11 protein-coding genes and 1 pseudogene are annotated in these 11,526 nt (G+C 64.4%); 7 read left to right on the top strand and 5 right to left on the bottom strand.

Annotated features, from left to right (window positions below; translation table 11 throughout):
- The 3 genes from secA to B2Z70_RS07820 all read left to right on the top strand — a co-directional run.
- Window positions 1-2,196: preprotein translocase subunit SecA (secA, locus tag B2Z70_RS07810; protein ID WP_292982280.1), on the top strand; the 2,196-nt coding region annotated here is incomplete at its 5' end.
- Between the two features lie 27 nt (window positions 2,197-2,223).
- Entirely contained in the window at window positions 2,224-2,700 is a 477-nt protein-coding gene (locus B2Z70_RS07815; protein WP_292982282.1) for a GNAT family N-acetyltransferase, read from the top strand.
- Window positions 2,701-2,770: 70 nt separating this feature from the next.
- Window positions 2,771-3,868: a T6SS phospholipase effector Tle1-like catalytic domain-containing protein gene (locus B2Z70_RS07820; RefSeq protein ID WP_292982284.1), complete on the top strand. Its 1,098-nt coding sequence runs from the start codon at window positions 2,771-2,773 to the stop codon at window positions 3,866-3,868.
- Between the two features lie 2 nt (window positions 3,869-3,870).
- Here the strand turns inward: B2Z70_RS07820 and B2Z70_RS07825 are convergent, their stop codons facing one another.
- From B2Z70_RS07825 to B2Z70_RS07840, 4 genes are all read right to left on the bottom strand, one after another.
- A complete protein-coding gene (locus B2Z70_RS07825; RefSeq protein ID WP_292982286.1) occupies window positions 3,871-4,851 on the bottom strand; it encodes an acetyl-CoA carboxylase carboxyltransferase subunit alpha in 981 nt (326 codons plus the stop codon).
- Between the two features lie 107 nt (window positions 4,852-4,958).
- Complete coding sequence (locus B2Z70_RS07830; RefSeq protein ID WP_292982288.1) at window positions 4,959-5,894, bottom strand: site-specific tyrosine recombinase XerD; 936 nt, start codon at window positions 5,892-5,894, stop codon at window positions 4,959-4,961.
- Entirely contained in the window at window positions 5,891-7,546 is a 1,656-nt protein-coding gene (locus B2Z70_RS07835) for a hypothetical protein (RefSeq protein WP_292982290.1), read from the bottom strand. Before B2Z70_RS07835 ends, B2Z70_RS07830 begins: the two co-directional genes overlap by 4 nt.
- Complete coding sequence (locus B2Z70_RS07840) at window positions 7,530-7,670, bottom strand: hypothetical protein (protein WP_009801772.1); 141 nt, start codon at window positions 7,668-7,670, stop codon at window positions 7,530-7,532. Before B2Z70_RS07840 ends, B2Z70_RS07835 begins: the two co-directional genes overlap by 17 nt.
- A 122-nt stretch (window positions 7,671-7,792) precedes the next feature.
- Here B2Z70_RS07840 and B2Z70_RS07845 point away from each other — a divergent pair, with 122 nt between their 5' ends.
- The 3 genes from B2Z70_RS07845 to B2Z70_RS07855 are packed head-to-tail and all read left to right on the top strand — an operon-like array spanning window position 7,793 to window position 10,742.
- A complete protein-coding gene (locus B2Z70_RS07845; RefSeq protein WP_292982292.1) occupies window positions 7,793-8,353 on the top strand; it encodes a shikimate kinase in 561 nt (186 codons plus the stop codon).
- On the top strand, window positions 8,350-9,456 hold the full coding sequence (gene aroB / locus B2Z70_RS07850; protein ID WP_292982293.1) for a 3-dehydroquinate synthase: 1,107 nt from the start codon (window positions 8,350-8,352) through the stop codon (window positions 9,454-9,456). The genes B2Z70_RS07845 and aroB overlap by 4 nt, the downstream gene beginning before the upstream one ends.
- A complete protein-coding gene (locus tag B2Z70_RS07855; RefSeq protein WP_009801775.1) occupies window positions 9,456-10,742 on the top strand; it encodes an HlyC/CorC family transporter in 1,287 nt (428 codons plus the stop codon). Before aroB ends, B2Z70_RS07855 begins: the two co-directional genes overlap by 1 nt.
- On the opposite strand, the gene B2Z70_RS07860 is transcribed toward B2Z70_RS07855, so the two are convergent.
- A complete protein-coding gene (locus B2Z70_RS07860; protein ID WP_009801776.1) occupies window positions 10,743-11,018 on the bottom strand; it encodes a BolA family protein in 276 nt (91 codons plus the stop codon).
- A 136-nt stretch (window positions 11,019-11,154) separates the two neighbouring features.
- Here B2Z70_RS07860 and B2Z70_RS07865 point away from each other — a divergent pair.
- Window positions 11,155-11,526 (top strand): annotated as a pseudogene (locus tag B2Z70_RS07865) (molecular chaperone DnaJ); the annotation flags it as partial.

An 11,526-nucleotide genomic window follows, 5' to 3' on the forward strand; every position in this document is an offset into this window, starting at 1 on the left:
GACATGGTGCAGTTCGGCGGCCGCCCGCTGGAAAAGGCCGAGCATCACTACGCCATCGTCGATGAGGTGGACTCCATCCTGATCGACGAGGCCCGCACGCCGCTGATCATTTCCGGTCAGACCGAGGACCGCACCGACTTCTACAAGACCATCGACGCGATCATCCCGCTGCTCGACGAGGAAGACTATACGATTGACGAGAAGGCCCGCTCCTGCACCTTCACCGAGGAGGGCAACGAGCACATCGAGCAATTGCTGAAGGAACGCGACCTGCTCGATGCCGACGCCGACCTCTATGACATCGAGAACATTTCGGTGGTTCACCATGTGAACCAGGGCCTGAAAGCGCACAAGCTGTTCGTCCGCGACAAGGACTATATCGTGCGCGAAGACAAGGTGGTCCTGATCGACGAATTCACCGGCCGGATGATGCCGGGCCGCCGGCTTTCGGACGGCCTGCACCAGGCCATCGAGGCCAAGGAGACGGTCGACATCCAGCCCGAGAACCAGACGCTGGCGTCGATCACCTTCCAGAACTATTTCCGGCTGTACAAGAAGCTTGGCGGCATGACCGGCACCGCCGCGACCGAAGCCGACGAGTTCCACGACATCTACTCGCTCGGCGTGGTGGAAATCCCCACCAACCGCCCCGTGCAGCGGATCGACGAGGAAGACGAGCTCTACCGGACGGAGGGCGAGAAGTTCAACGCGATCCTCAAGGCCATCGAGGACGCCCACGCCAAGAACCAGCCGGTCCTTGTGGGCACGGTCTCGATCGAGAAATCCGAGCGTCTGTCGGACTTCCTGAAGAAGAAGAAGATTCCGCACCAGGTGCTGAATGCGCGCTATCACGAGCAGGAAGCCGGCATCATCGCCCAGGCGGGCGCGCCGGGCGCCGTGACCATCGCCACCAACATGGCCGGCCGCGGCACCGACATCCAGCTGGGCGGCAATGTGGACTACAATCTTCAGGAATGGGTCGAGGCCGAGAAAGCCGCCGGCCGCGACCCTGAGGACGCCGCGCTCAAGGCCAAGCGCGAACAGTTCGAGGCCGAAGTCGCCGACAAGAAGACACAGGCGCTGGAAGCGGGCGGTCTGTTCGTGATCGGCACCGAACGCCATGAAAGCCGCCGCATCGACAATCAGCTGCGCGGCCGCTCGGGCCGTCAGGGCGACCCGGGCCGTTCGGCCTTCTACCTCTCGGTGGAAGACGACCTGCTGCGCATCTTCGCGCCCGAACGCCTCGACGGCATCATGCGCACGCTGGGCCTGAAAGAGGGTGAGGCCATTCAGCACCCCTGGATGACCAAGGCGGTCGAGACCAGCCAGAAGAAGGTCGAGCAGCGCAACTACGACATTCGCAAGAACATCCTCAAATACGATGATGTGATGAATGATCAGCGCAAGGCGATCTTCGAGCAGCGCATCGAATTCATGACCGCCAAGGACGTCTCCGACGTCATCTCGGACATGCGCGAAACCACGGTCGAAGATCTGGTCACCCAACACATCCCGGCGCGCGCCTATGCCGACCAGTGGAATGTCGAGGGCCTGGACGAGGACGTTCGCAAGTATTTCAGCCTCGAACTTCCCATCAAGGACTGGGCCGCAGAGGAAGGCATCGCGGACGAGGAAATGCGCGAGCGCCTGATGAAGGTGGTCGACGAGACCTATGCCGAGAAGGCCGCCAATATCGGCCCGGACCTGATGCGCCGGATCGAGAAACAGATCCTGCTGCAGACCATCGACCAGAACTGGCGTGATCACCTGCAGAATCTCGACGCCCTGCGCTCTGCTGTCGGCCTGCGCGGATACGCCCAGCGCGACCCGCTCAACGAGTTCAAGACCGAGGCCTTCGCCCTGTTCGAGCACCTGCTTGATCAGCTGCGGTACGAGACGACACGCGTCCTGTTCGCCCTGCGCATGTCCCAGAGCGCCCCGGCTCCCGAAGCGCCGCAAGCGCCCAAGAACATCCAGGCCCAGCATATCGACCCGCAAACCGGTCGGAACGAGATGGCGGATGGCGATTCCCGTCCGCCGCAGACCACGCCCTCGCCGTCCGCGACCCGCGTGGCCGCTCAGGATGTGGATCCCAACGATCCGGGCACCTGGGGGCGCGTGCCGCGCAATTCCGCCTGCCCGTGCGGGTCGGGCAAGAAGTTCAAGCATTGTCACGGGGCGATTGGTCAGGCCTGATCGTCCTGACGCCCCCAGAGAGGCTTCATGCCCGAAACCACCCTGACACGTCTTGAGCCGGATCAGTTTGACGCTGTGAATGCGATGATCCTGCGCTCCAAGGCGTTCTGGGGCTATGATGCGGACATGATGGCCAAGATGGAGACGGTGCTGCGTCTCGACCCTGCAGCCGCTGCGGAAGGCCGCGCCATCGCCGCCTGGCAGACAGGCGCCCCGATGGGACTGGCGCAGATCAGCGCGCCTTATGAGGCCGAGGGCGGCTTCGCCGTCATGCTGGACCTTCTGTTCATTGCGCCAGAGGCAATAGGGTCGGGTCTGGGCAAACAGCTCTATGACTGGGCGCTCGATCAGGCCCGCATGGCGGATGCAGTCAGCCTGCATATCCTGTCAGACCCCAATGCCCGCGGCTTCTACACCGCCATGGGCGCGAGCTTTGTCGAGGATCGCCCCTCCAAACTCATTCCGGACCGGGTATTGCCCTGGCTGGAGCATCGCCTCACCTGAGGCGATAAATCATCGATTGCACGGAATTCACCTCTGAGTCATGGTTTCTGACCGGATCAAGGAGGCGAAGATGAAGCGGCTGATCGTGTGTTGTGACGGCACCTGGCAAACCATCAGCCAGAAAGTGCCGACGAATGTGGCCAAGCTGGCCTTTTCTCTTGATGGCTGCGACACGAACGCCCCTGACGGCCCCGTCGAGCAGATCGTCTATTACGACTCCGGCGTCGGGACGCCCTTCACCCAGAACAATTCAAGCTGGTTCAACCGTCTGGTCTCTTCCCTGAAAAAGAAGCGTCAGGGCGCCTTTGGCGGCGGACTGGAAGAGAAAATCTATGACGCCTACCGCTTCCTGTCGCTGAACTATCGCGAGGGCGACCAGATCTGGCTGTTCGGCTTTTCCCGCGGCGCCTACACCGTGCGGTCACTGGCGGGCCTGATCTACAATTCAGGACTCCTGCACCGGCGCAATCTGGGCAAGCTGCCCGACGCCTATGCGCTCTACCGCTCGAAGGATCTCAAGCCCTCCTCCTGGACGTGCCAGGAGTTTCGCGAGCGCAACGGCTACGAGCCGGACATCCATTTTCTGGGGTGCTGGGACACGGTCGGCGCCCTGGGCATTCCCGACCTGTCCGAGGATCACGACCTCAATGAGCGTCTGAATGAAGAGTATCGATTCCACGACGCTCAGCTGAACCGCAAGGTGCTGCATGCGCGCCATGCCTGCGCGCTGGACGAGAGCCGCAAGGCCTTCCCCCTGACCCCGATGGAGGCGTCCAGGGACGCGAAAAACGACGAGGACCCGCTCAAGCAGATCTGGTTCATCGGCCCCCATGGCGGCGTGGGCGGCGGGGAATCCGCCAACACCCCCTTCTCCGACATTGCCCTGAAATGGATGGCGGATGAGGCGCGCGAGAAAGGTCTCGCCATCGAGTATGCCGTTCTTGATTCCCGGTTGGAGCCCGATCCGCTGGCTGAGCTGAAGCCGCCCAAGGGGCTGCTCTCGGCCCTCGGCGACCGGGTGCGACAGGCCCCGGAGCCGTCAGCGGAGACGCTGGCGCTCTTTCACCCCAGCGTCTGGGTGCGATTCGATCATGGGGACCTGAACTACAGGCCCGAATCCATGCAGGGATGGGCCGATGCGGACCGGAGCGGATGGGGCCGAGCGTAAGCTCAGCCTTCCAGCAATGACCGACCGATATTGAGGAAGCGATCGCGGCGGCGCTGTTTCAGCTCGGCCGGGCTCAGCCCGTCCATGCTCGACAGGGCGGTTTCAATCGCCTCGCCCACCTTGCGGATCGTGCCCGCGCGGTCGCGATGGGCGCCGCCCACCGGCTCTTCAATGATGTTGTCGATGATCTTGAGCTCGATCAGGTCCTGAGCGCTGACCTTCATGGCGAGCGCCGCATCCTTGGCCCGAGCGCCATCGCGCCACAGGATGGAGGCGCAGCCCTCCGGCGAGATCACCGAATAGATCGAGTGCTCGAGCATCATGACGGTGTTGGCCGAGGCGAGCGCCACGGCGCCGCCCGAGCCGCCCTCACCGGTGATCACGCTCACGAGCGGCGTGCCCAGCGTCAGGCAGCGTTCGGTGGAGCGGGCGATGGCTTCCGCCTGGCCGCGCTCTTCCGCGCCAATGCCCGGATAGGCGCCGGCGGTGTCCACCAGAGTGACGACCGGCAGGTCAAAGCGCTCGGCCAGATCCATCAGGCGCATGGCCTTGCGATAGCCCTCGGGGCGCGCCATGCCGAAATTGTGCTTGAGACGTGACTGGGTGTCATGGCCCTTCTCATGGCCCATCAGCACCACAGGGCGCCCGTTCAGACGTCCCAGACCGCCCACGATCGCATGATCCTCGCCGAAGCGGCGGTCACCCGCCAGCTCTTCGAAATCGGTCATCAGGCCCGCGATATAGTCACGCAGATGCGGCCGCTCGGGATGGCGCGCCACCATGGTCTTGCGCCAGGCATCGAGCTTGGAATAGAGCGATTTGAGCTGATCCGACGATTTCTGCCGCAGCTTGGCGATCTCTTCCGCCGCATCGGGAGCGTCCTCACCATTCCGGGACAGGACGCTTTCAAGTTCTTCAATCTTGGCGTCAAGCTCGGCGATGGGCCGTTCGAAATCGAGATAAGTGCGCGTGGTATCAGACATGGAAGGTCCTGGTGGATGGGCCCCTGTTGGAGGCCGCAAACTAAAGGGCGCTCAAGCGCGACGCAATCTATGCACTGTTATGAGCAAATGCCGGGCCGGTTTCACCCTTAATCGTCTGTCCCAGACTGCGCCAGCGGGTGAGCATCATGCACCAGCGCCTTCAGACGCGCTTCCAGCACATGGGTGTAGATCTCGGTCGTGGACACGTCTGCATGGCCCAGAAGGCTCTGCACACTCCGCAAGTCGGCGCCATTGGCCAAGAGGTGAGTCGCAAAGGCATGGCGCATGACGTGCGGGCTGACCTGTTGCGGATCCAGGCCGGCGGCGAGGCTCAACGCCTTGAGCAGCTGTGCGAAGCGCTCCCGGGTCAGATGTCCGTCCCGGGCCGTGCGCGACGGGAAGAGATAGCGCGACGCCACAGCGTGCGTGACGGCGGCGCGGGAGGGCAGATGGTCCGCTCTCACCGCCTTGTACGCCTCCACCGCCCGGATGGCGCTGTCGGTCAGGGGCACAAGGCGTTCCTTGCCGCCCTTTCCGGTCACGACAAGGCAGCGCTCAGACCGCGCAAACGCGGCAAGCGGCAAGGTGACCAGCTCGCTGACGCGCAAACCGCTTGCATAGAGCAACTCCAACAACGCGCGGAGCCTGAACCCGTCCGCGCCCTCAATCCTGTCGGCGGCGTCAAACAGGGTTTCCACCTGACCTTCGGAGAGAACCTTGGGCAGCGGGCGCGGCTTTTTCGGCCCGGACAGGGTTTTCGCCGGGTCATCGGCCCTCAAACCCTCCTTGAGCAGGAAGCGATAATAGCGCTTGAGCGCCGACAAGCGGCGGGCCGCCGTGGCGGGCGACAATCCATCCGAGGCGAGGTCCGAGAGAAACCGCTCCACATCCGCCGTCTGTGCGCTTTCAAGACCGGTCCCGTGCGCCCCCAGACGCTGCGCCGCATCCTCGAGATCACGGCGGTAGGCATCGAGCGTATTGCGGGCGGCGCCGCGCTCGGCCGCCATCATGTCCAGGAACAGATCGATCGAGCGTGCGCTCACGCGGCGTCCTCGATCACCCGCGCCAGAAGGTATTGCAGCGCCTGACGCCTCAGACCCGCATGATCGAGCGCCAGCATGGTGGCGGCGCAAGTCTCCGCGTCATCCGTGTGCCGGTCGAGCAGGGAGGCGGCGTGAAGCTGCGTCTCCCCTTGCGCGCCCGCCCCGGCTGCGAGGATCAGAGGGCCAAAGGCCGGAGGGGTCACCCCGCTTTGCCGGGTGAGCCCGGACAGGGCCTGTTGCAGTTCGCCCTGATCATCGGCGCCCAGCGACACAAGGCCCGCCGCCTGACACAGACGCTCGGGCGTCGCGGTCTCGAGTCGCGCCGCCAGCAGCGCCATGAAGGCGTCATCGCGCACCTGGTCAAGCGCAATGGCGCGCGCGAAGTCGAGCGCCACAAGCACGCCCGGCGCAGGCGGTTGCCATTCTGGTTCGGCGTCCTCGTCCACGCTGGCCGGCTTGACCGCTTCGCCGTCCAGCGAGGGCAGCGATCCCAGATCCGTCGCAGGTTCCGTCAGCAGATCCTCGGCGGGCGGCGGCGCGGGCGGCCCCTCCATCAGGGCCTCGCGCCAGCGCTCTGCAGCGTTCAGATCATCCGCCGCCAAAGCCGCCAGCACGAAATGCACGCCATGCGCCAGAGTGTTCACGGTAATCGGCAGGCTGGCCACTTCCGGTCCGAAGGTGATCGCCGCTTCCATGAACAATCCCTGCTGGGCGGCGTCGGACAGTCGGATCGCGAGCGCTTCCGCTGCAATCTCCCGATCCAGATCCTGACCGATCAGCGCGCCCAGGGCCGTGGCGCGCTCCGCGCCCTCAAGGGTCACGGCCGTTTCCAATGCTTCGGGCAGGGTTTCCGGCAGGGCGATCGCGGGCCCCGTACGCTCGGCCGCCAGATGCAGCCATCCAGGCGCATCCTCGTGCGGGGTCAGTCGCACGCCCGGCGCCAGGGCTTCAAGCAAGGTCAGCTGCAAGGCCGTCCGGGGCCGGAAATCTTCCGGCGCAGGACGATCCAGCACCAGCGCATCAAACAGGGTGTCGAAATTCGGGCTCTCGGCCTGGGCGCGCGCCAGCTCGGCGGTCAGCTCGGCGGCCGGAATGGCGCCATCCAGCGCCAGACAGCTGGCCCGCAGGCGCAGCCAGTAGGCCGCATCCCGACCTCCAAGCAGCGCATCCGCCGCCCGGCAGGCTTCCTGGGTCCGCCCCATGGCCAGGGCGGTTTCGGCGAAGACCCGCGAAAGCGCGTCTGATTCGTTCACCCGCGGCGTGCGCGACAGCAGCTCATAGACGAGTTGGGCGCGGCTTGCGGCAAGCGCCCGATCAGCGCGCTTGGCGGCCAGACGGAAATCATCGCGTCCGCCTTGGGGCGGCTCGCCTGATGACCGCAGGGCATTGAGCGCCAGGCGGGCGGCCGCAGGGCTGGTCCATCCCGGGCTGGCCCGGTCCGGCAAGACAGACAGCGCGCCATCCAGGGCGCCGGCATGACCTGTGCTCCAGACCGTTTCGGGCAGAACGGGGCTCACCCCCACCTCGAACGGATCAACAGCGCCCAGCTCAGCCACTTCAATCTGGCGCGGCGCAGTCTGGGACTGGCCGAAAGCGGTTCCGGTCGCCAGAACGCTGGCCGCCAGAAGGGCGGCCCTAATCGAGCAGCGCATCAGTCACCTCGACACGCACTTCTTCAGGTGCGGGTGCATTGGCGTCCGCCATGCCCAGAAGAGCGATGAAGCCGCCAATGATGATCACCAGCCCAACGCCCAAACCGATCAGAATGGATTTCATGATGGTCCCTTTTCCGTCTCGCTTGCCCCTGAACCTACACTAAAGCAGCCGATTGCGGCGTTTTCCAGACGTCAGCAGCGATTGCTCGCCAATGCAGCATTGGCGTATAGCCTTACAGTGTGATGACAAATTCTGACAATGCGCCTGTACTGAACCGGCATGTGACGCTGGTTGGCCTTATGGGCGTTGGCAAAACCACCATTGGCCGCCGCCTCGCCCGGCGCCTGAACGCCGACTTTGCAGACGCCGACGAAGAGGTCGAGCGCGCGGCCGGTCGCAGTGTGAGCGAAATCTTCGCCGATTTTGGCGAAGCGGCATTCCGCGATGGCGAGCGCAAGGTAATCGCCCGGCTTCTGGAAGAACCCGCCCCCATGATCATCGGGCTGGGCGGCGGCGCCTTCATCAATGAAGAGACCCGCGCGCTCATCAAGGCGCAGGCGATCTCGGTCTGGCTGAAAGCCGATCTGGAAGTGCTGGTGGAGCGGGTCAGCCGCAAGCCCGGAGCCCGTCCACTTCTGGCCCAAGGCGCCCCCGCCGAGATCATGGCGCGTCTTGAAAGCGAACGCTCGCCCATCTACGCCCAGGCCGACATTGTTGTGGACACCTCTGTGGGCAGCCATGAACAATCCGCCGACCAGGTGCTGGACGCCCTGGCGCAGTATCAGGACTCGTATGCCAGATGAGCGTCTTACGCGTGATCGCGGTCGAAGCCGCATCCCGAAGCTATGAAGTTGTGATCGGCCGGAACGCTTTGTCGAGCCGGGCGGACCGCCTTGCCATACGCGCCCCCCGCGGCCGCGCCGTCATCGTGGCGGACGCTGCCGCCCTGAGCCAGCATGAGACGCGGCTGAGGCAAGCGTTCGACGCTGCCGGCGTGAAGATCGAGCTGATAGCGATCGAGGGCGGGGAAGGCGCGAAAAGCTGGTCGAGCCTTGAGACGCTTTGCGACCGCCTGCTGGCGCTCAATGTCGAGCGCTCGGAACCCGTCATCGCCTTTGGCGGCGGCACGATCGGCGATCTGACGGGTTTTGCGTCTGCGATCCTCAAGCGCGGCACGCGCTTCATCCAGATCCCCACCACCCTGCTGGCGCAAGTCGACAGCTCGGTGGGCGGCAAGACCGGCATCAATACAAGCCATGGCAAGAACCTGATCGGCGCGTTTCACCAGCCGGACCTGGTGATCGCCGACACCGCCTTTCTCGACACCCTGCCCAAGCGTGAAGTGCTGGCCGGCTATGCTGAAATCGTCAAAGCCGGATTGATTCAGGACCCGGAGCTGTTTGAACGCCTCGAGGCGCAGGGCGTTGACGCGGTCACCGGCGACAGTCTGGTTCAGGCCATCGCGGACGCAGTGGCGTTCAAGGCGCGCATCGTTGCTGAGGACGAGCGCGAAAGCGGCGTGCGGGCCCTGCTCAATCTGGGTCACACCTTCGGTCATGCGTTCGAGGCGGAAGCCGAGAAAGGCGCGCTGATCCACGGCGAGGCGGTGGCTTGCGGCCTCGCCCTCGCATTCCGCTATTCCGTGCGTCTGGGCGTGTGCCGGTCGGAGGATGCGGCGCGCGTGGAAGCGCATCTGCAAGCGGTCGGCCTTCCTGCCCGCATTTCCGATCTGCCCGGCGGCCCCTATGATGCGGATCGCTTGCTGTCGCGCATGGGCGATGACAAGAAGAATTCCGGCGGCGCGATCACCCTGATCCTTGCGCGTGGGATCGGCGACGCCTTTATCACCCGCGAGACAGATCGGACGGATCTGGCGGCGTTTTTGTCCAGTGAGGTTGAGGACTGATGACTTTTGAACCGTGGATGGCGTGGACCGGACTGGGCATTCTGTGCCTTCTGGCCTTTTCCGGGTTCTTTTCAGGCTCGGAGACCGCTCTGACCGCCACCTCCAAGGCGCGGATGCTGACCCTTGAGAAGGAAAAAGATCATCGCGCCCGCCGGGTGAACCGTCTGATCGATGATCGCGAGAGCCTGATTGGCGCGATCCTCTTGGGCAACAACCTCGTCAACATCCTGTCCGCCTCCCTGGCGTCGGCGGTGTTCCTCGCCATGTTCGGCGAGGCGGGCGTGCCCATCGCCACGCTGGTGATGACGCTCCTGGTGCTGATCTTCGCCGAAGTGCTGCCCAAGACCTACGCCCTGTCCAATCCGGATCGCATGGCGTTGGCGGTCTCACTGCCCATCCGCATCTTCGTGCTGGTGTTCGCGCCCGTCGTCGCCGCCGTGCAATGGCTGGTGCGGGTGACGCTGCGCATTCTGGGCCTGTCGGTCGAGGGACCGGTGCTGTCAGCTCATGACGAGATCCGCGGCCAGATCGACCTGCACCACCAGGAAGGCGGCGTGGTGAAGACCGACCGCGACATGCTGGGCGGCGTGCTCGACCTGCGCGAGCTGACGGTGGATGACGTGATGGTCCACCGCAAGAGCCTGATCATGTTCGACATCGACCAGCCGGTGGAGCAACTGGTCGCCGATGCGCTGAGCTGTCCGCATACCCGCCTGCCGCTCTATCGCGGGGACACCGAGAACATTGTCGGCATCCTGCATGTGCGCGATCTGGCGCGCGAGCTGCACAATGCCGGCGGGGACGCCAGCAAGCTCGATATCGGGGCGATCAAGCGCGAGCCCTGGTTCATTCCCGAAACCACAGAACTGCTCGAACAGCTCACCGCCTTCCGCCAAAAGCGCGAACACTTCGCCCTCGTGGTGGACGAGTATGGCGCGCTGATGGGCGTTGTGACGCTTGAGGACATCATCGAGGAGATCGTCGGCGAGATCGAGGACGAGCACGATGTCACCGTCGAGGGCGTTACGCCCCTGCCCGACGGCTTCATCCTGGTGGATGGCGGCGCGCCCGTGCGTGATGTGAACCGCGCGCTCGACTGGGAACTGCCCGATGATGAGGCGGTGACGATTGCGGGGCTCGTGATCCACGAAGCCCAGACCATACCCGAGGCGGGTCAGATCTTCCGCTTCCATGGCGTGCAGTTCGAGATTCTCGAACGTCGCCGAAACCAGATCACCCGTATGCGGCTCAAGAAGGAGCCCGAGGCGGAAGACTCAAACGACTGATCAGACGGTTTCGCCGGGCGCTTTCGCCTTGATGGCGAGGGCGTGCACTTGCGCCTTCAGCAGATCGCCCAGCGCCTGATTGACCAGGCGGTGGCGCTGAACCCGGGCCTGGCCCTCAAAGGCGGACGAGACGATCTCGACGGTGAAATGGCTTTCGCCCGCCTTGGCCTGCTCGGAATGACCGGCGTGAAGCGCGCTGTCATCTGTGATCACAAGGCTCTGGGGCGACAAGGCTGCGGTCAGGCGATCCTCGATCTGCTGCTTTACGCTCGACATTGTCATCCTCTGTTTATTGTTCCTAAGCCCGGTGCGCCCCATACTTAGGCGCATGGATGGCGCTTACAAATATCGACCGCGGTTTAAAGACATCCGCATCAAGCCGCCCAAGAACGAGGCGCGGCAAGAGGATAAGGTGTGCGAGCATCCCCAGTGCCGCTCCAAGGCCACCGCCCGCGCCCCCAAAAGCCCCGCCAACCGCACCGAGTTCTACTGGTTCTGTCAGTCCCATGCCGCCCAGTACAACAAGGACTGGAACTTCTTTGAAGGCATGAGCGAGGACGCGGCCAAGGCCCACGCCGCCGCTGACTTCTACGGCCACCGCCCCACCTGGAGCTTCGGCGCCGGATCGAGTGCCCGTCGCGCCGCACAGCGCGCCAGCCAGAGCTTTGAAGAAGGCTTTGTCGACCCGTTCGACCTCTTTGGCGACCGCCCGCCCCCCGGCCAGGAACGCGCCCAGCGCGAGTATGAAGACCCCAATGCTGGCATGGGCCGCTTGCAGAAACGC

This window comes from Oceanicaulis sp. UBA6590, from assembly GCF_002433705.1.
In the GTDB taxonomy this organism is placed as follows: Bacteria; Pseudomonadota; Alphaproteobacteria; order Caulobacterales; family Maricaulaceae; genus Oceanicaulis.